We start from the raw sequence: 18185 nt of genomic DNA on the forward strand, positions 1-18185 counted from the left end.
ACATCTGCACTTCCTTGACGTCAGCGGCGTGGGCGGACACGCTGGCGCCGGCCAGAGCCAATGCGATCATTGCAGTCGTGGTCAAAAACCTGTTCATCGAAAGACCTCCCAGTCTTACATTTGGAAGGTGCGGGACCCATTCCCGCACCAGTCACCCGCCCTCCTCGAGCGTAGTTTGGCCGCCGTTACAGCGCCGCGCGTCTTTTCAGACGCGCAAAGGGCGCTGCAACACTTTGAATCGACGCATCGTGCTTTCCGAAAATCGATTCCGATTTTCGGGCCGATACGCTAAGCCAGCTTTTCTGTCTGCGGCATCCACCAGTTGGTGCGTTTGCCGATATGCATGTTGAGCGTCTTGGTCTCGGTGTAATCTTCAACCGCATGGCGGCCGAGCTCACGGCCGAGGCCGCTTTGCTTGTAACCGCCAAAGGGAAGTTCCGAGGCGCCGTCCATAAAGGTGTTCATCCAGACCGTCCCGGCTCGCACCGAGCGGCCGATGGTCAGGCAGGTGTCGAAATCGCGGCTCCAGACACCGGCCGACAGGCCGTAGTCGATGGAATTGGCGATGCTGATCGCTTCGGCTGCAGTTTCGAATGTCAGGACCGAAAGCACCGGGCCAAAGACTTCCTCGCGCGCCACTGCCATATCAGGGGTGACCTCTTCGAGGATCGTCGGCGACATGAACTGCCCCATGCCGAGGTCAAGCGTCTCGCCGCCATGCGCGACCCGGGCACCGCTGCCCCTCGCGCCGGCGACGTATCCTGATATCTTCACCAGATGCTCAGGCGTGATGATGGCGCCGACCTGCGTCGAAGGATCGAGCGGGTCGCCGACCTTCACCGCCTTCGACAGCTCGGCAATCCGCTTGACGACATCGGAAGCGATTGATTTGTGAAGGATCAGCCGCGAGCCGGCATTGCAGCACTCGCCGGCATTGAAGTATGCGCCGAAGACCGCGGCATCGATGAAGGCATCGAGATCGGCATCCGGAAAGACGATCTGCGGGTTCTTCCCACCAAGTTCCAACGAGACCTTCTTCAGCGTCTGTGCGGCATTCGACATCGTCAGCTTTCCGACACCGGTCGAGCCGGTGAAGGACACCATGTCGACGTCGGGATGCGACGTCATGACCGCGCCGACCTCAGGTCCCGTACCGGTGACAATGTTGACGACGCCATCCGGAATGCCTGCCTCTTGCAGAATCTCTCCCAGCACCAGCGTCGATCCTGAGGTCAGTTCCGAGGGCTTGACGACGGTCGTGCAACCTGCGGCCAAGGCGAATGGCAGCTTCTGGCCGACGATCAGGAACGGAAAGTTCCAAGGCGTGATGATCGACACCACGCCGATCGCTTCGCGCAAGACGACACCCAGGGTGCCATCGCCGAGCGTGTTGTAGCTTTCACCATGGAGGTCGCGGGCAAGAGCCGCCGCGTAGCGCCATATGTCGACGGAGCCTGCAATTTCTCCCCGCACCTGGGTGATCGGCTTTCCCGCCTCGATAGCATCGAGAAATGCCAACTCCTCTGCGCGCGCCGCGATCAAATCGGCAGCCTCGAGCAGGATGGCGGAACGTTCGGAAGCGGTCATTCGGGGCCACGGCCCGAGGTCGAACGCCTTGCGTGCCGAAGCGATCGCGCGCTCGGCGTCCCTCTTGCTGCCGGTCGGAAACCGGCTGACCACGACACCATGGCTTGGCGCGACACGCTCGATCGGATCGGAGGCGCCTGCCTCCCATTTGCCATCGATGAGCATCTTGAAATCACGCGCTTTGTGGTCGCTGAGCGCGGTGGGGTTGACGAGGACCGTCATTACCATTCTCCCTTGAACGTTGCCGGGCGCTTCTCGCTGAATGATGCGACGCCCTCCTTCAGATCGCCGGTCTTCGCAGCGAGGATCGAACCCAGGGCTTCGACCGCGGTTCCATTGTCTTCGCCGTTTGCCGATGCGATCATCAACTTCGCGATCTCCGTCGCAGCCGGCCCCCTTGCGGCAATCCGCCCAGCATAGTCCCTGGCAGCATTGAGTGCGTTTCCAGTGGGGACGACCGCGTCTACGATCCCGAGCAGGCGGGCCTCCTCGGCGGTGAATATCTCGCCGCCCAAGGCCATGCGCCGGACGGCCTGCGCCCCGAACCGGCGCACAAGACGCTGGGTCCCGGACCAGCCCGGCACCATGCCAAGGCCGGTTTCCGGGAGACCGATCTTGATCTGTTCCTCGGCAAGGCGAATGTCAGCGACTCCTGCAAGTTCAAGCCCTCCTCCAAGGGCATGGCCATTCAGAGCCGCGATCAGCGGCATCCGGAGCGTCGCCAATCTCTCGAAGATACGGTGGCCGTGGCGAACCCAGAGATGACCAAACTCCTGAGGCAACATTCCGCCCCAGGCCTTGATATCGCCGCCGGCGGAAAAGCCCTTTCCTTCGCCCGTGAGAATGGCAGCGCGCACATTGGCGTTCGCCTCTACCGCGTCGGCCGCGTCCGCCAACGCCTTGAGCATGTCGAGATCGAGCGCGTTCAGCTTCTCCGGACGAGAAATCGTCAGCGTCGCAACATGTCCATCGACGTCAATTCTGATTGTTCCGCTAGCCATGGAAGCTGCCCTCCAGCGTCCGTGCCCTCTTTTCTGGAAGGGACAGGCCGATGTTTGTCTCCTGGAAAAGCGCGGCGTCCATGACCTTCAGATCAGGCGCCACGATCAGCGGAAACTCCGACTGATCGAGGATGTGGGACTGGAGATCGACGCCTGGGGCAACCTCGGTGAGGACGACGCCACCGGGCGTCAGCTTCATCACGCACCGCTCGGTGACATAGGTGATGTCCTGCCCCTGCTCGATCGCGCGTTTGCCGCTGAAGGTGACATGTTCCACCTCGTTCACGAGCTTCTTCAGCTTGCCTTCCTTCTCGATGAGAAGAGCGCCATCGACGATCGAAAGCTTCGCTCCGGCATTGAACATGCCGGAGAAGACGATCTTCTTCGCGCGCGCCGTGATGTCGACGAAACCTCCGGCGCCAGCCGTCACATGCGGCCGGAAGGAGAGCTTGGAGACGTTGACCGAACCGTCTTTGCCGATCTCGAGGAAGGACAGCAGCGATGCATCGAAGCCTGCACCCTGGAAATAGGTGAACTGATAGGGCGACGGCATGTAGGCGTCGGCGTTGGAGGCGCAACCAAAGGCGAAGTCCAGCAGCGGCACACCACCGACCGCGCCTTGCTCGATGACCCAGGTGACCGCGCCGTGAAGCCCTTCCTCCAGCAGAATGCGCGGCACGTTGGCCGATATGCCAAAGCCGAGATTGACGCAGCTTCCCGCTTGCAGTTCCTGCGCAACACGGCGCGCGATGACTTTCTGAACATTGAATTCCGGAACGCTGAAACTATCGAGCGGGCGGAAGATCTCCCCGGAAATTGCCGGATCATATTGCGTCTGCGTCGTCTGCTTCTGTTCCGGATCGACGACCACATAGTCGACCAGCATTCCAGGCACCCGAACGTCATGGGGCTTCAGCGAGCCTTCCTTGGTGATCTGCTTGACCTGCGCGATGACGATGCCGCCGTTGTTGCGCGCGGCCAGCGCCTGATCGAGGCCGCCGAGATAGGCGCCTTCATGTTCGTATGTCAGGTTGCCGCGCTCGTCGGCGGTGGTGGCGCGGATGATGGCGACCTCAGGGGCGATCGAGGGAAAGAACAGCCAGTCGTCGCCCTCGAAGCTCACGCGCTTGACCACCGGATGTTCCGACGCCAGGCCGTTCATCGCGCAACCCTGCCGCTTGGGATCGACGAATGTGTCGATCCCGATCTTGGTCAGGACGCCTGGCCGCTTCGCGGCGGCCTCGCGATGAATATCGAAGAGGATACCCGAGGGAATGTTGTAGGCCGGGATTTCGTTGTTGGTGATCATTTGCCAGATCAGCGGCGGCTCTGACGATGACGGACCGGACGGATAGGAACCACCGATGATGCGCTTGAGCAGCCCCTTCTTGGCGATATGGTCGATGCCCTTGATGCCGCTCATGTCGCCGGCGGCGATAGGGTGAAGGGTCGTGATATCCCGCGGATGACCGGTCGCATCGAAACGCTCGCCAATCGCCTTCAGCATGAGGTCCGGGCAACCGAGACCGCTCGAGGAAGACACCGTTACAACAGCGCCATCCGGGATCAGCGCGGCCGCTTCGGTGGGGGTGAGATGCTTCTTCATCGGCATTACTCAGAGTCCTGTTTCGATTTTTACGCTCTGGCGGGCTCCGCAGCTCTCGCGAATGACCAGCCGAACGGCTGTTGTCACCGTCTCCGCCTCGGCCTTGCCTGCATTGATCTGCTTCAAAAGCAGTTGCGCGCCCCGGCGCCCGATGCCCTGCGGATCGACCGAGATCGTCGTGAGCGCGGGAACCGCTGCCTGAGCCTCGATGACGTCGTCGAAACCTACGACTGCGAAGTCGGAGCCGGGCTCCAGACGGCGCGCACGCAATCCATCGCAAACACCGAAGGCGACGGCATCGTTGAAGCAGACGGCTGCCGTGGGCTTGTCGGCAAGAAGGATTGCTTTTCCGATCGCCTCTACCCCGCCGGCTCGCGAAGGCGCGGACGAGATGACAAGTTCTTGGTGATGGTCGAGCCCGGCTGCCTCCATGCCGCTTCGGTAACCGGCAAGGCGGTCGTCGAAGACAGCGGTGTCGGGAAAGCCGCCGAGAAAAGCGATGCGCTTGTGGCCAAGCTCCGCCAAGTGCTTGACCGCGGACATCATGCCAGCCTGATTGTCGGAGACCACGGACGAGACTTTGGCGCCGGGCAGGTTTCGCACGACGACCACCACCGGAATCCCCGCGGCGACAAGCGGCTTGAAGTCTGCGGCATCGGTGGCGCGCGCCGGCGACACGATGAGCCCGGAAATGCCATGTTCCCGCATCGATGCGACAACCTCGCGCTGCCTGTCGATGCTCTCGCTGGTGTTCGACAGGAATTGCACGAACCCGGCCGACTGAACGACCATATCGACGCCGACCGCCAGTTCCGCGAAGAAGCTGTTCGTCAGGTCGTTCACCACGACCCCGATGATCCGCGATTTGGCGCCGGCCTGCCGAAGATTGGCTGCGCCGCGATTGTAGACATAGCCCAGCTCGCGCATCACGGCATTAACCTTGGTACGCGTCCCTTCATTGACCAGGGAGGAGCCCTGAAGCACCAGCGAAACCGTCGATTTCGAGACGCCGGCGGCCTTCGCGATGTCGATGACGGTTACCCGCGCCTTTGTCATTTCCCCTCCCGACACCAACGTCGACTGATTGCTTAAATATTTGGAACGTTCCAAATATGTCAAGAGAAATTTGTGCGGATTGTTATAAACCTACTCATTATGGCAGACTTTTGCCCTTCTCGTAGCGCTGGAATCCCATCTTAGAAATTGGAACGATCTAAAAATTGCCCTTGCCTGAGAAGCCTATGTCGATGTTTCTGCAAAAATGTGGAAGATTCGGGCTCGTCCGTTATTTCCGTCGAAGCGACAAGACCTTCTAAGAAAAACAGGAAGGGCTTCTGAAGTCCCTCGCCGCTGCCATTCCAAGAGGATTGAAAGAGTTAGAGCGTCTTTGTGCGTCCGAAAGAACGCACGGCGCTCTAGCAGACTTTCCTGGTCCAACAGGGACGACTATCTACTGCTCAGCCTGGCGTTCCATCTGAAGTCGACATACGGTTCGCCGCAGCCTGCCGGAGCAAGCAAAACAGCGTCTTCATTGAACCCTGGATCGGCTATCGCAATACGGTCGCGATAATCAAATCAAGCGGGCCAGTCGGACAGCAGGGTGATGCCAAATTTCGCGGAAGCCGTTCTGAGGCGTTCAACCTCCTCGGGTGTCGGCGGTACGGCCACTTCGCCTTGCCGGCGTTCGTGGCCAGCTTCTTCAAGGAACTGATCGAAGAGAGCCGGCGTATCGATCAGGATATAGCGTGCCGGCCGGCCGCTCATATTCATCAGTTGATGTGGCACCCCGCGCTCGAGAAAGATGCTCTGACCAGCGGTCAATCTGTGCCCTTCTCCGTTGACCACGGCGGTCAGGGCGCCCTCCATGACGTAGATGGTTTCGTCGTCCTCGGCGTGGACATGGATCGGCGTCTTCGTGTTTCCGCCGCTGATGTTTTCGAAGAGGCAGAACTGACCGTTGATCTGCCGGCCGGACAGTAGGCGTTTCATAACCACGCCGGCCAGAACAAACTCTTTCGTTTCCATGCTGCTCATAGCGATCATCCTTATTGGAATTTCGGGGTTTCGCTCCCACACGATCATTGCCAAGCGCTATCACCGGCAAACTAGCATGAGCCATTCGTCGGACAATAAAGCCAGTACAGGCCATGCTGCGGCGACCCGCTCTCTTCCAGGTTTCCGTCGAGGAATTCCCGACGATAGACATTAGCGAAACTTTATCGTTTCTGACGAATGCTACGGATACATGCAACGCGCCAGATCTGAAGCAGGACCGGATGATGCCACTCTTGTTTGAATCTATCCTGGAGAGCCTGCCTCAGGGCATTGTTCTGCTTGATCCTGCCGGTACGGTGACGGCTTTCAATTCCCGCACGCTTGATATTCTCGGCCTTGCGGAAGGAGCCATTCGCAAAGGCATGAATATCGACGGATTGCCGGGCACTGCGGACTGCCGTGCAGTGGCATCCCGCCGGTCGATGGCCGGTGCAGCGCCCACGTCTCAATTTGCCCTTTCCGACGGAGGGATGGTCGCATTGACCTGCGCGCCGTCGAAGGATGGAGGCTGGATCCTCAGCTACGAGGACATCTCGACCCTCATTCGCGTCGAAGACAGCCTGACTGAGCAACATCGCCGGTTCGACGCAGCCCTCAGCAATATGCCGCATGGGCTGTGCATGTTCGATTCGTCAAAGAATCTCATTCTGTGCAACGCCTCCTATGCACGAATGTACAATCTGCCGGACCTGCTGACGCAACCGGGAACGCCACTTGTGGATATCCTGGCCTATCGCAGCCGCGAGGGAAATGGCCCGGCCGATACCGCCGCCTATTTTGACGTGGTCTTCGAAGCGACCGCACGCGGTGCGCCGGCCAGCCAAAATATCGTCCTGGCCGATGGACGCGTTATCAAGATCACCCACAATCCGATGCAAACGGGTGGATATGTAGCCACGCATGAGGACGTGACAAAGACCGTGCGACTTGCCGAAGAGCTGCGCCGGCATCACGATCAGCTCGAAGCGACGGTTAAGAGCCGCACGGCGGAAGTCGAGCGGCAGGCGCGGGAGCTCGAGCGCATGCTGGCGCAGGAGCGGAACATCAACGAATTGCAACGGCAGTTCGTGGCGATGGCATCCCATGAATTCAGGACCCCGCTTGCCATCATCGACGCTGCTGCCCAGCGGTTGTTGCGAAAAAGGGGGGCGGTCGAGCCCGAATTTCTCAGCGACAAGGTCGATCAAATCCGCGCATCGGTGACCCGGATTGTCGATCTCATGGAGAGCATCCTGTCAGCCGGACGCCTTGATACCGGCAAGATCGATATCAATTACGACGCCTGCGCATTGAGATCATTGATAAAAACATGTTGCGAGCGGCAGTCGACGATTGCAAAATCGCACAGCTTTGTGTTGGATATCGATGGGTTGCCGGAGTTCATCGATGCCGATCCCCGCACGTTGGCCCAGGTCTTTACCAACCTGCTTTCCAATGCCGTCAAATACGCGCCTGGAACCTCCGAAATTCGCGTCACCGCATGGGCAGAGACGGGAAACGTCAAAGTTTCGATCAGCGATGATGGCGTGGGGATCGATGCCGAAGACGTGCCCCGGCTGTTCCAGCGCTATTTTCGTGCCCGGACGTCGACCGGGATTGCTGGAACCGGTATCGGCCTCAATCTGGTGAAGCAGATCGTTGAACTGCACAACGGCTCGATAGAGGTTCGAAGCGCAAGAGGATGCGGATCGACGTTTACCGTAACCCTTCCCATCAAGAGAAGTGGCAATGCTTCCGCGGCCAATAACGCTGCCTGACGTTTCAGGATTGCTGTCCTGCATATCTACCCTATCCTTCTCACTATAGAGGAGGATCACGCCATGGCTTTCATTCACACCCCCAACGCATCCGCCAGCGAGAAGACGACGTCGATGTATGCGTCGGCCGAGGCGAATTATGGTTATCTGCCGAACATGTACCGGGCCTTCGGCCATCGGCCGGAGGTGATGGAGAGCTGGGCGGCGCTGCTATCGAGCATTCGCGGCCATATGAGCTTGCGGCGCTACGAACTGGTGACGCTGGCGGCGGCCAAGGAGCTCAAATCCTCCTATTGCATGCTGGCGCACGGCTCGGTGCTGCTGCGCGAGGGTTTCACCAGCGACGGGCTGACGGCTGTTGTCAACGAGACGGAAAAGGCGCCGATCGATGCCGGCGAACGCGCGATCATGGCTTTTGCCGCCAAGGTGGCGCGCGATGCGACGTCGGTGACGCAGCAGGATATAGACGGGCTAAAGAAACATGGGCTGAGCGACGCCGATGTCTTCGACGTCACGGCTGCGGCAGCGGCCCGGTGTTTCTTCTCGAAAATGCTGGATGCGCTGGGCGCTGCACCCGACCACGCCTATATCGAGCTGCTGGAACCGAATGTGCGAAAGGCGCTCAGCGTCGGCCGGGAAGTCGAGCGGCCTCTGGCGCCGTCACCGTCTCGCGCGCAATGATGCGATGACGGAGGCGCCAGGACGCCTGGTCCTGCGGCCCTATTCCTGCGGTTTGTCGGCAAAATGCCGGATCGCAAATTCGGCGATATTCTGGCTCGACCGATCGGCATCGTCGAGCAGAGAGGGAAACAGCTGCCACTGATGGGGCATGCCCGGCCAGACCTCGGTGGTGACATCCACGCCCGCCTGGCGCGCCTTGTCGGCGAGCCGCAGCGTGTCGTCCAGCAGGACTTCGCCGGAGCCGACCTGCAGCAGCAGCGGCGGAAAACCGATCATGTCGGCATAGAGCGGCGACGCCTGGGGATCGGTCGGAGATCGGCTGCCGAGATAAGTCTTGCGCAAGCTCTCGATTGACATCTTGCTGACCAGCGGATCGCTTTCGGCATTCGATGTCATCGAGCCGCCCGTCGCGGCAAGATCAGTGATGGGGCTGAGTGCAATCACCGCCGCCGGCAGCGGTTTCGCCGCTCGCATCTGCCGCAGCACCGTCTCGATCGCGATATTGCCGCCGGCGCCGTCTCCGGCCACGATGACATTCTCGCTCCGATAGCCGTTGTCGAGAAGCCAGCGATAGGCGGTCAGCGCGTCGTTGATCTGCGCGGGATAGCCATATTCCGGCATCAGCCGATAATCAATGAGAAGAATGTCGCTGGATGCGGCCTTGGCGAGCGAGCCGGCAAGCAGGCTATGTGTGCGAATGGAGCCACTGGAAAAACCGCCGCCATGAATATAGAGAATTACCCTTTGGCCGATCGGGTGATGAAGACGGGCAGGCCACATCAGCTCGGCGTCGACGCCGTCGGCATCGACCTGCCGCACCTGGATGCGCGTCGGCCCCGGCGTCGTCTCCATCAGCGTCCTGAAGGCCGTTCGCTGCTGCTGCAGGCTATCGGCGCCGGCAAAGTGATCTTTCCAGAGGCCGACGAGTTTTTCGACCTGTTCGCGCGAGGCCGGGCTTTGCGGCCCAATGTCCCGCCCGACCGCCGCCGAGGCGAGCAGCGTCAGTGCAGCCAAAGCGGGGAACAGACATTTGAGCCGCTTTGGGGCTCTTCGAATACCAGCTGGCAAAATCCGACCGTTCATCAACCTCTCCCGACGATGCTGGCCAAGGTGGCATCTTTGGCCGGTTCGTCCACCGGAGTCAAAAGGGTGACAGGCGCGAACCCCCAGCTTTTTCATTCCACGAACATCGCCGCACCCGTCCGGGCCTGGGTGCGGTCGATGCCGCCTTGAGGGCCGTCCATATCAGGCGGCTGCTCGATGACGGAGATAGGGCGGATCCTCTGGACGTCCCTCCGCTCTGCCTGGAATGAAAGTCGGCAGCTGCCCGTTCCCTGTGGATTCGTCAGACTGCTCTTAAAAAATTGAACAATGGCTGCCAGCATGGCTTGCCATTTGCCGCGCTTCCGTCGGAAATGGACGACGTGCCTGGTTGTCCCCTGCCCTCGGCGCCTCGTCTTGCTTGTGAGTGAAGGATACCGATGACCACCATTTACCTTGCCGGCCCGGAAGTCTTTCTTCCGGACGCCATGCCCATCATGGCCGAGAAACGCCGATTGGCGCGCCAGTTCGGCTTCGAGCCGACCGGTCCCGGTAGCGACGAAAACCAGACGCCGGTGAAGCGGACGGCCGCAGAGATCTACGCACGCAATGACGACGCCATGCGTCGAGCCGAGATCTGCCTTGCCAACATCACTCCTTTTCGAGGCGTCAGCGCCGATCCGGGTACGGTCTACGAGATCGGCTTCATGATTGCGCTGGGAAAAGCGGTCTTCGCCTATACCAATCATCCCGACAACTATGGTCTGCGTGTTCGCTCGATCTGGTATGCGGGACTCGATATCGATGAGACGAGCGGGCGCCCACGCGGACCGGATGGCATTGCGATCGAAAACCACGGGATGGCCGACAACCTGATGATCGACGGAGGGGTTGAGGCGACGGGAGGCAAGGTGTTTCGTGCGGCCGCGCTCCCGGCGGATCCTGCCCGCGACCTGGCGGTTTATTTTGAAGCGATTCAGACGATTGCCGGAATGCGTGCTGATGGCAGTCAGCTTTGACATTGGATCGCGCTGACGGCACCGACTTCTTCCCTGTCAACGCTTCTCGTTGATATCAGAGAGCCCGGTCCGCCAGCACGCTCGCGAGCGAGAAGAGGACCGCAGCGATACGGTGGCCATAATCGAAGAGCAGCATGCGATCGCGCAAAGGCTCACCGTCTGGCGCCCGCTCGCCTTGCTTGCGGCAAATTAGCATTCGCCTTACGCCTTTCATGGCCTAGATCTAGGTTCGATCACCACCATGAAGAGGCGAGCATGTCCATCAAGTCCATCTGCATCTATGGCGCTGGGGCGCTCGGCGGCGCTATCGCCGCCAAGCTGGCACGCCAGGCCGGAAACGACGCCACCATCTCCGTCGTCGCGCGTGGGGCGCATCTCGACGCCATCCGCGACAACGGTCTCCGCCTGCGCGAAGCCGATGCGGAAAGGCCGCTCAATGTCCGCCTCACCGCGACCGACGATCCCATGACATTGCCGCCGCAGGATCTCGTCATCACCGGCCTCAAGGGGCATCAGCTGGCACCCGCTGCCGAAGGCATTGCAGGCCTCCTCAAGGAGGGCACCCGCGTCGTCATGATCCTCAACGGCATCCCGTGGTGGTATTTTCACCGCGATACCCAGAGCCGGCATGCCGAGCTGCAGTTCGATGAGCTCGATCCCGGCGGCAGGCTCTGGCGGCTGATCGGGCCGGAGCGCGTCATCGGCTGCGTCGCTTATCAGGGTGCCGAGGTGATCAACCCCGGCGAGATCCAGCTTTCCCACAACGGCAGCTTCGTGCTCGGCGAGCCCTCCGGCGACATCTCGCCCGATCTCGAGGCGATCGCCGCGGTGCTGACCGGCGCCGGCCTCAGCATTACGACGACAGCTGATATCCGCGGCGAGATCTGGAGCAAGCTGATGGGCAACGCCGCCTTCAACCCGATCAGCGCGCTGACCAGGGCGCTGATGACCGACATCATGGCGGATCCCGCCCTTTCGGCTACGGTCGGCAGGGTGATGAGTGAGGTCCGCGCCGTCGGCGAGGCCTTGGGTGCGCGGTTCAGCATGACCGTCGAACAGCGGCTGGAACAATCGCGCCATATCGGCGGCGTGCGCACATCGATGCTACAGGATCTGATCGGCGGCAAGGCGCTCGAAATCACGCCGCTGGTCGGCATGGTGGTGGCGCTCGGACGCCTGAGCGCCGTGCCGACGCCGGTTTCGGAAACGATCCTGGCGCTGGTGACCCAATTGGATCGGGAAAACCAGCGCGGCAGCTGATTGCGGAGGAAGGGCGGCCGGGAAAAACCCAGCCGCCTTCGCTTACTTTCCGACCTGGTCGGCCCAGTTCGGCGCCTTGCCGCCACCAGCGAGGAAGGTCATCGCCACATTCGCCATGAGGGGCGAGGCGAAGGTCTCGTAGTGGGTAAGATCGGGCAGGATCGCCAGCCGGTTCTTCGACATGTTTTCCCGCATCCAGCCCGCATCGCGCAGACCGCCGCCGAGCTTGTGGTAGAAGTCGATCATGTGCTCGGGCCGGATCATGTCGGCATCGCCATAGATCAGCATAACCGGCATGGTGAGCTTGGCGACGGCATCGCTATAGTCGATGGGTTCGCGCATCAGCGCGCCCATGGCGTCGAGCAGCTTCGGAAATTCCGAAACGTCAGGCGCCACCGCCTTGTAGGAGAGGAACATCGGCGTGTCCTTCATCATGTCGGCCATACCGGCGCCGACGGCCGCCTGCTGCGGCAGCATCTCCGGGAAGAAGCCGTTCTGCGCATAGGGTGCCGAGAGTATCACCAGCCGGCGCACCTGGTCGGGCGCGTTCGCCGCCATGTTCAACGCCACCCCGCCGCCGAAGGAATAGCCGAAGACGTCGAGCTTGTCGTAACCGAGCTGCTTCACCAGGATTGCGAGATCGGCGCCGATGGCCGGAAGCTCGATCGGCCGGTTGCCGAGCGGGGTGCGGCCATGGCCCTGCAGGTCGACGGCGATCACCTGCCGGTGGTCGGCGAAAACAGGCATGACCGGCGCGAACATCTCGATCTGCCCGAGGCCGCCGTGAAGGAGCAGCAGCGGTTCGCCCTCGCCGCGGATCTCGTAATAATAATCGATGCCGTTGACCGGCAGACTTCCCTTCCTGACAATCGGCGCTGCAGCCTTCTTCTCCTCGATAACAGGCGTGCTGCTGTCGGCGCCCGATATACCGGGCGCTGCCAGGAATGCGGCAGCCGTTGCGATCATCGAAATCAGCGTCATCTTCGACATGTCCTTGCTCCGTGTTTGCATCGATACCGCAAGGACGGCGGCGCTCATGTCTTTCCGACAGCACGCTTCGAAATTTCGCGCATCGGCCTTTATGCCGTTCCTATATTTTCGTGCCCCGCTCCGAATGGATTTCCTATCGCGCCCAGCAGTAGGCTTTCGCCATCACTGCAAAGGTCAAATGCCATGCGAAATGTCATGTCCTCCGGTTTCCAGCGCTTTCGCCCACACAGGGTCAAGCGCGGCAGCCGGCAGATGCGCGAAAAGCGCACCGCCCAGGCGCTGATCGTCTTTGGCGTGGTGCTCGCCTGCGTCGAACTCTACGTCATTTTCGGCGCGCTCTGAGATCCGCCATGGAAACGGCGAGAATGCCGCGCCTTGGCGGCGCGATCACCGCTCTTGTCACGCCTTTTCGCCATGGCGGCCTCGACAGGCCGGCGTTTCGGGCGCTTGCAGAATGGCAGATCCTCAGCGGCGTCGACGGGCTTGCTGTCTGCTCCGTGTCAGGGGAAGGCCCGACGCTTTCGCCGCAGGAGCGCGCTGAGGTGATCGACCTCAGCATCCGGTCCGCGGCCGGCCGCGTTTGCGTCATCGCCGCCACCGGCACCAACTCCACCGAAAGCACGATCGCACTCACCCGCGAGGCCGAAGCGCTCGGCGCCGCCGCCGCACTCGTCACCGTGCCCTATTATTCCAAACCCGGGCAGAAAGGCATCATCCACCACTTCGAGCAGGTGGCAGCGGCGAGCCGACTGCCTGTCATCGTCGACCATGCGCCGGCGCAGGCGGCGAGCGATCTTTCGACGGACACGTTCTTCAGCCTGGCCGCCATCCCGGGGATTGTCGGCATTCGCGACGCGACGGGCGACATCGCTCGCTTCGCCGGGCTTTCGCCGATCCTGCGACAGCGCTTCCGCTTCTTTTCCGGCCATGACCCTTCCGCGCTCGCCTTCACCATCGCCGGCGGCGACGGCGTGATCTCGCCGGGCGCCAACGTTCTGCCAAGGCTCTTCACTTCGATGCAGCAGGCAGCACGGGCCGGAAACCTTTTGGCCGCGCGTTCTCTGCAGGATCGGCTGCTGCCGCTGATATCGGCCCTCGGGCCGGAGGGCGATCCGGCGAGGATCAAACACGCGCTTCGGCTGATGCGCGGCCTTGAGGCCGAGCTTCGCCTTCCGCTTGTCGCTGCCGAGCCGGAGATGCGTTTCGCCATCGGCAAGGCGCTTGCGCCCTTCGTTGACGAAAGCAGCGCGAAGATGGCGTTATCCGTATGAGATTTTTATATCTTCGTTTTCGCCGCCAAATGGAAACCCTATCCACCCGAGCTTATTTTTGAAGCGTGACACCGCCGCTCGATCAAGCGGCGGCTGAGACTTCGAAAGGACAAACCGATGTCACACCTGACTGAACCGAGTGCCGAGAGCGACCCGCTGCAACGCAGCCGCCTCAGCACACTCGCCGCCGATCCCTCCCATTCGATGCTCTCCGGCCTTGCCGCGATTGCGCCCCGCCTTGCGATGACGCTGGCCTTTGCTGGCCTGGTCCAGATGATGTTCGACCTCATCTCCCGTTGAGCATCAGGACCGAAGGATCACCACAATGGCAAACGCACAGCAACGCCGCAGCCTTCCCGCTACGCCACCCTCGCCTTCCGCCCGCTTCACCGTCGGCCGAGAGAGAAGCGGCCACTGGATCGTCCACGACCGCGAAGGCCTCGTCGGCGGGCTCTTCATCAATGAAGCGGCCGCCCTCCATTTCGCAGCTGGGGAATGCAACTGCCCCTCCGCCGATATCCACAGGGCGGCCGCAGGCACGGTGCTCGAATTCGCGCCCTTTGCGCGCGGCACCGCGAATATCCACTAAATCTTGCCGTACTCCCGCTGTTTTCATGCAGCGGGAGTGCGAAGACATGAGCTGAACGGCCGATTTCCAACTTTTCCTTAACCCACATTCTGGTAAAATCCCCGGCGCAGAGACTTCAGACGCCACGAGACCGATGCCGAAACCGAATTTCCGCTTCACCCATTACGATCTCAAGGAACAACGCACCGGAACGATCATCGAGGTGTCGTTGAATGCCGTGAACAATGTCCGCCTGATGACGGCCCCGAATTTCCAGCGGTTCACCGAGGTTCTCGATTTCAAATATATCGGCGGCGTGGCACGCAAATCGCCGATCAAGATCGCGGTTCCGGAAAGCGGTCACTGGCATGTCATCGTCGATATGGAAGGTCATCACGGGCTTGCGGAATCTTCCGTCAAGGTGATCGCCGCGCCGGCAAATCAGAAGACGCCGCGCGCTTCCTGAGGTTTGCCCGGTTTCAGCGCGGATTACGCTCCTTGCGGAGTTTTGCCCACCATTCCAGCCGCTTGCGGATATCGCGCTCGAAGCCGCGTTCCGGCGGATCGTAGAAGATCTGGCGGCCCATCTTCTCCGGGAAATAATCCTGGCCGGAAAAGGCATCCGGCTCATCGTGATCGTAGCGATAGCCCTCGCCGTACCCCTCGCCCTTCATCAGCTTGGTCGGCGCGTTGAGGATATGCTTCGGCGGCAACAACGAGCCGTTCTGCTTTGCCGCCTGGCTTGCCGCCTTGAAGGCGTTGTAAACGGCATTCGATTTCGGGGCGGTGGCGAGATAGACGCAGGCCTGCGCCAGTGCCAGCTCGCCTTCCGGCGAGCCGAGATACTCATAGGCATCCTTGGCGGCATTGCAGATCACCAGCGCCTGCGGATCGGCAAGACCGATATCCTCCACCGCCATGCGCACCAGCCGCCGGCCGAGATAGAGCGGGTCCTCGCCGGCATCGAACATGCGGGCGAGATAATAGAGCGCGGCATCGGGATCCGAGCCGCGCACGGATTTATGCAGCGCCGAGATCAGATTGTAATGGCCATCCTGTGCCTTGTCGTAAACCGGGGCACGGCGCTGAACGATGCGCGTCAGGCCTTCGGTATCGAAGCTCTCGCCTTCGCGCGCTGCGCGCCAGACTTCTTCGGCAAGCGTCAGCACCGCGCGGCCATCGCCATCGGCCATGCGGATCAGGCTGGCGCGGGCATCCTCCGTCAGCGGCAGCGGCTTCTGCTCGATCGCCTCGGCACGCTTCAGCAGTTCCTCGAGACTCTCCTCGTCATGCGACTTGAAGGTGAGCACACGGGCACGCGACAGCAGAGCGGCGTTGAGTTCGAAGGATGGGTTCTCAGTGGTGGCGCCGACGAGGATGACGGTTCCATCCTCCATGACGGGCAGGAAACTATCCTGCTGGGCGCGGTTGAAACGATGGATCTCATCGACAAAGAGCAGCGTCTGACGGCCGTCCATACGCCGCAAACGGGCTGTCTCGAACACCTTCTTCAGATCGGCGACGCCGGAGAAGATCGCCGATATCTGCTCGAAGGCCAGTCCCGCCTCGCCCGAAAGCAGCCGTGCCACCGTCGTCTTGCCGGTGCCCGGCGGACCCCAGAAAATCATCGAACCAAGCGAGCCGCTTTCGATCATCCTTTTCAACACGCCATCCTCACCGGTCAGGTGTTCCTGACCGGTGACATCAGCGAGCGTCTTCGGCCGCAGCCGGTCGGCAAGCGGCCGCCTGGCGGCGACCTCCTCCGGAACGCGCGGCGCGAAGAGATCGTTGCTCATCGGAAAAATTGCCGGATGCGCTGGCCGTCGCGCTCTATCTCGACCCGCCAGAAGCCGGGGTCGCTATCGGCCATCTCGGACAGGTCGCCGGTCGACTTCACATCGGTGCCGTTGATCGAGACGATGATATCCTTCGGTTCGAAACCGAGACGGGCAGCAGGCGAATCCTCCTTTACCTCGGATACGACGACGCCCGACGATTCCGGCGGCATGCGCAGCTCGTCGGCGACACGCGGCGACAGGTTCTCGACGACGGCGCCGGTAAACGGCGTGTGTCCGCCGATGGTGCGCTGGTCGCGCGGCGAGGTTTCCGGGGCGCGGGCGAGCGTCAACGGCAGTTGCTCCTCGCGGCCGTTCTCGATGACGGTGAGCTTGACCGAATTGCCGAGACCGGCTGTGGTCAGCCGGTAGAGCAGCGCGTCGGGATGCTCGACGGAAATCCCGTCAACGGCGGTGACGATCTCGCCGGCCTTCAGCCCGGCTTTGGCCGCCGGCCCACCTTCCGAAACCTTGACGACGAGCGCTCCGCGAGCCTTGTTCAGCCCCAGCGCCTCAGCCACTTCCGAGGTCACCGCATCGAAGCTTGCGCCGACATAGGGGCGCTCGAAGGATTTGATGCCGGCATCGGCAGACGCGAGGAAGACCTTGACCAGATTGGCAGGAATGGCGAAACCGATGCCGTTCGAGCCGCCGCCGCGCGAGAAGATCGCGGTGTTGATGCCGATCAGTTCGCCCTTCATGTTCATCAGGGCGCCGCCGGAATTGCCGGGATTGATCGAGGCATCGGTCTGGATGAAGAAGCCGAATTCGTTCCTGATCACCTGGTTGCGGGCAAGCGCTGAGACGATGCCGCTCGTCACCGTCTGGCCGACACCGAAGGGATTACCGATCGCCAGCACGAGATCGCCGACCTCGACTGAATCGGAATTGCCGATCGGCAGCGCCGGAAAGCTTGCCGTGGTGTCGATCTTCAGCACGGCAAGATCGACGCGATCATCGCGCAGCACCACTTTGCAGGGGAACTCGCGGCCGTCCGAGAGGGCAATCTTGATGTCATCGGCGCCCTCGATGACGTGATTGTTGGTGACGACAGTGCCGTTCGCCTCGACGATGACGCCGGAGCCGAGCGAAGACTGCTTCTCCGAACGGTTCGGCATCTGCTGGCCGAAAAACTGCTCGAAGAAAGGATCGCCGGCAAAGGGCGACTGCCGCCGGATAGTCTTTTCCGCATAGACATTGACGACGGCACCCGACGTCTGTTTGACGAGCGGCGCGAAGGAGAGCTGCATCTGCATCTGGCTCTCGGGTATGGCCTTTGCCGTCTGCGCATGGGCAGCAATCGGCAGAACGAGCATGAGAGCGAATAGCGAGACGGAGGCGCGCTTGAACAGGCCTTGCATGGGTATCCCTTTTGAATCCTCTTGAGCAACGTTTTAGAGCATGATGCCGAAAAGTGTGAGCGGTTTTCGGACGGCATCATGCTCTAACTATTTAATAGCGAACAGGATTCAGATTTTAGGCCGAACCGGCCCAAAATCATCCTGTTCTGCGGC

18 protein-coding genes are annotated in these 18185 nt (G+C 61.3%); 9 read left to right on the forward strand and 9 right to left on the reverse strand.

What is annotated here, in order from left to right; all coding sequences use genetic code 11:
* Nucleotides 1-288: 288 nt before the first annotated feature.
* The 5 genes from RWK44_RS19215 to RWK44_RS19235 form a co-directional block, all read right to left on the reverse strand.
* Nucleotides 289-1809: an aldehyde dehydrogenase family protein gene (locus RWK44_RS19215; protein ID WP_316029269.1), complete on the reverse strand. Its 1521-nt coding sequence runs from the start codon at nucleotides 1807-1809 to the stop codon at nucleotides 289-291.
* A complete protein-coding gene (locus tag RWK44_RS19220) occupies nucleotides 1809-2588 on the reverse strand; it encodes an enoyl-CoA hydratase/isomerase family protein (RefSeq protein ID WP_316029270.1) in 780 nt (259 codons plus the stop codon). Before RWK44_RS19220 ends, RWK44_RS19215 begins: the two co-directional genes overlap by 1 nt.
* Nucleotides 2581-4194: an acyl CoA:acetate/3-ketoacid CoA transferase gene (locus tag RWK44_RS19225; protein ID WP_168326847.1), complete on the reverse strand. Its 1614-nt coding sequence runs from the start codon at nucleotides 4192-4194 to the stop codon at nucleotides 2581-2583. The genes RWK44_RS19220 and RWK44_RS19225 overlap by 8 nt, the downstream gene beginning before the upstream one ends.
* 9 nt (nucleotides 4195-4203) lie before the next feature.
* Nucleotides 4204-5250 carry a LacI family DNA-binding transcriptional regulator gene (locus RWK44_RS19230; RefSeq protein WP_316029271.1) on the reverse strand — a complete coding sequence of 349 codons (1047 nt, stop codon included), beginning with the start codon at nucleotides 5248-5250 and terminating at the stop codon, nucleotides 4204-4206.
* Nucleotides 5251-5769: 519 nt separating this feature from the next.
* Nucleotides 5770-6228 (reverse strand): cupin domain-containing protein, encoded by a 459-nt coding sequence (locus RWK44_RS19235; protein WP_168282594.1) that lies wholly within the window; start codon nucleotides 6226-6228, stop codon nucleotides 5770-5772.
* Between the two features lie 242 nt (nucleotides 6229-6470).
* Between RWK44_RS19235 and RWK44_RS19240 the strand changes: the two genes are divergently transcribed.
* Together RWK44_RS19240 and RWK44_RS19245 are read left to right on the forward strand one after the other, a co-directional pair.
* Entirely contained in the window at nucleotides 6471-8006 is a 1536-nt protein-coding gene (locus tag RWK44_RS19240) for a sensor histidine kinase (protein WP_316029272.1), read from the forward strand.
* 63 nt (nucleotides 8007-8069) lie between these two features.
* Nucleotides 8070-8687: a carboxymuconolactone decarboxylase family protein gene (locus RWK44_RS19245; RefSeq protein ID WP_316029273.1), complete on the forward strand. Its 618-nt coding sequence runs from the start codon at nucleotides 8070-8072 to the stop codon at nucleotides 8685-8687.
* A 39-nt stretch (nucleotides 8688-8726) separates the two neighbouring features.
* On the opposite strand, the gene RWK44_RS19250 is transcribed toward RWK44_RS19245, so the two are convergent.
* Nucleotides 8727-9701, reverse strand: coding sequence for an alpha/beta hydrolase (locus RWK44_RS19250; protein ID WP_316029311.1), 975 nt, complete (start codon nucleotides 9699-9701; stop codon nucleotides 8727-8729).
* 467 nt (nucleotides 9702-10168) lie between these two features.
* On the opposite strand from RWK44_RS19250, the gene RWK44_RS19255 reads away from it, so the two are divergent.
* Nucleotides 10169-10747, forward strand: a complete 579-nt coding sequence (locus RWK44_RS19255; RefSeq protein ID WP_316029274.1) for a nucleoside 2-deoxyribosyltransferase — start codon at nucleotides 10169-10171, stop codon at nucleotides 10745-10747.
* A gap of 255 nt (nucleotides 10748-11002) precedes the next feature.
* Nucleotides 11003-12007 (forward strand): ketopantoate reductase family protein, encoded by a 1005-nt coding sequence (locus RWK44_RS19260; RefSeq protein ID WP_316029275.1) that lies wholly within the window; start codon nucleotides 11003-11005, stop codon nucleotides 12005-12007.
* 42 nt (nucleotides 12008-12049) lie between these two features.
* Here RWK44_RS19260 and RWK44_RS19265 read toward each other — a convergent pair whose 3' ends face one another.
* Nucleotides 12050-13045 carry an alpha/beta fold hydrolase gene (locus tag RWK44_RS19265; protein ID WP_316029276.1) on the reverse strand — a complete coding sequence of 332 codons (996 nt, stop codon included), beginning with the start codon at nucleotides 13043-13045 and terminating at the stop codon, nucleotides 12050-12052.
* A 135-nt stretch (nucleotides 13046-13180) separates the two neighbouring features.
* On the opposite strand from RWK44_RS19265, the gene RWK44_RS19270 reads away from it, so the two are divergent.
* From RWK44_RS19270 to RWK44_RS19290, 5 genes are all read left to right on the forward strand, one after another.
* Nucleotides 13181-13339 (forward strand): hypothetical protein, encoded by a 159-nt coding sequence (locus RWK44_RS19270; protein WP_155247485.1) that lies wholly within the window; start codon nucleotides 13181-13183, stop codon nucleotides 13337-13339.
* Nucleotides 13340-13347: 8 nt separating this feature from the next.
* Nucleotides 13348-14268, forward strand: a complete 921-nt coding sequence (dapA, locus tag RWK44_RS19275) for a 4-hydroxy-tetrahydrodipicolinate synthase (protein WP_316029277.1) — start codon at nucleotides 13348-13350, stop codon at nucleotides 14266-14268.
* 117 nt (nucleotides 14269-14385) lie between these two features.
* Nucleotides 14386-14568, forward strand: a complete 183-nt coding sequence (locus tag RWK44_RS19280) for a hypothetical protein (RefSeq protein ID WP_316029278.1) — start codon at nucleotides 14386-14388, stop codon at nucleotides 14566-14568.
* A 25-nt stretch (nucleotides 14569-14593) separates the two neighbouring features.
* Nucleotides 14594-14857, forward strand: a complete 264-nt coding sequence (locus RWK44_RS19285) for a hypothetical protein (RefSeq protein ID WP_168326423.1) — start codon at nucleotides 14594-14596, stop codon at nucleotides 14855-14857.
* Nucleotides 14858-14990: 133 nt separating this feature from the next.
* Nucleotides 14991-15302: a DUF1883 domain-containing protein gene (locus RWK44_RS19290; protein WP_316029279.1), complete on the forward strand. Its 312-nt coding sequence runs from the start codon at nucleotides 14991-14993 to the stop codon at nucleotides 15300-15302.
* Nucleotides 15303-15315: 13 nt separating this feature from the next.
* Here RWK44_RS19290 and RWK44_RS19295 read toward each other — a convergent pair whose 3' ends face one another.
* A complete protein-coding gene (locus tag RWK44_RS19295) occupies nucleotides 15316-16632 on the reverse strand; it encodes a replication-associated recombination protein A (RefSeq protein ID WP_221951688.1) in 1317 nt (438 codons plus the stop codon).
* Complete coding sequence (locus tag RWK44_RS19300) at nucleotides 16629-18032, reverse strand: DegQ family serine endoprotease (RefSeq protein WP_316029280.1); 1404 nt, start codon at nucleotides 18030-18032, stop codon at nucleotides 16629-16631. The genes RWK44_RS19295 and RWK44_RS19300 overlap by 4 nt, the downstream gene beginning before the upstream one ends.
* Nucleotides 18033-18185 lie beyond the last annotated feature (153 nt).

This window comes from Rhizobium sp. 25PS6 (genome assembly GCF_032464655.1).
GTDB classification, from domain to species: domain Bacteria; phylum Pseudomonadota; class Alphaproteobacteria; order Rhizobiales; family Rhizobiaceae; genus Rhizobium; species Rhizobium laguerreae.

Excerpts from the sequence above, each read along its gene's own strand:
- RWK44_RS19215 (WP_316029269.1), bottom strand. The coding sequence starts at position 1,809 with ATGACGGTCCTCGTCAACCCCACCGCGCTCAGCGACCACAAAGCGCGT.
- RWK44_RS19220 (WP_316029270.1), bottom strand. The coding sequence starts at position 2,588 with ATGGCTAGCGGAACAATCAGAATTGACGTCGATGGACATGTTGCGACG.
- RWK44_RS19225 (WP_168326847.1), bottom strand. The coding sequence starts at position 4,194 with ATGAAGAAGCATCTCACCCCCACCGAAGCGGCCGCGCTGATCCCGGAT.
- RWK44_RS19230 (WP_316029271.1), bottom strand. The coding sequence starts at position 5,250 with ATGACAAAGGCGCGGGTAACCGTCATCGACATCGCGAAGGCCGCCGGC.
- RWK44_RS19235 (WP_168282594.1), bottom strand. The coding sequence starts at position 6,228 with ATGAGCAGCATGGAAACGAAAGAGTTTGTTCTGGCCGGCGTGGTTATG.
- RWK44_RS19240 (WP_316029272.1), top strand. The coding sequence starts at position 6,471 with ATGATGCCACTCTTGTTTGAATCTATCCTGGAGAGCCTGCCTCAGGGC.
- RWK44_RS19245 (WP_316029273.1), top strand. The coding sequence starts at position 8,070 with ATGGCTTTCATTCACACCCCCAACGCATCCGCCAGCGAGAAGACGACG.
- RWK44_RS19255 (WP_316029274.1), top strand. The coding sequence starts at position 10,169 with ATGACCACCATTTACCTTGCCGGCCCGGAAGTCTTTCTTCCGGACGCC.
- RWK44_RS19260 (WP_316029275.1), top strand. The coding sequence starts at position 11,003 with ATGTCCATCAAGTCCATCTGCATCTATGGCGCTGGGGCGCTCGGCGGC.
- RWK44_RS19265 (WP_316029276.1), bottom strand. The coding sequence starts at position 13,045 with ATGAGCGCCGCCGTCCTTGCGGTATCGATGCAAACACGGAGCAAGGAC.
- RWK44_RS19270 (WP_155247485.1), top strand. The coding sequence starts at position 13,181 with ATGCGAAATGTCATGTCCTCCGGTTTCCAGCGCTTTCGCCCACACAGG.
- dapA (WP_316029277.1), top strand. The coding sequence starts at position 13,348 with ATGGAAACGGCGAGAATGCCGCGCCTTGGCGGCGCGATCACCGCTCTT.
- RWK44_RS19280 (WP_316029278.1), top strand. The coding sequence starts at position 14,386 with ATGTCACACCTGACTGAACCGAGTGCCGAGAGCGACCCGCTGCAACGC.
- RWK44_RS19285 (WP_168326423.1), top strand. The coding sequence starts at position 14,594 with ATGGCAAACGCACAGCAACGCCGCAGCCTTCCCGCTACGCCACCCTCG.
- RWK44_RS19290 (WP_316029279.1), top strand. The coding sequence starts at position 14,991 with ATGCCGAAACCGAATTTCCGCTTCACCCATTACGATCTCAAGGAACAA.
- RWK44_RS19295 (WP_221951688.1), bottom strand. The coding sequence starts at position 16,632 with ATGAGCAACGATCTCTTCGCGCCGCGCGTTCCGGAGGAGGTCGCCGCC.
- RWK44_RS19300 (WP_316029280.1), bottom strand. The coding sequence starts at position 18,032 with ATGCAAGGCCTGTTCAAGCGCGCCTCCGTCTCGCTATTCGCTCTCATG.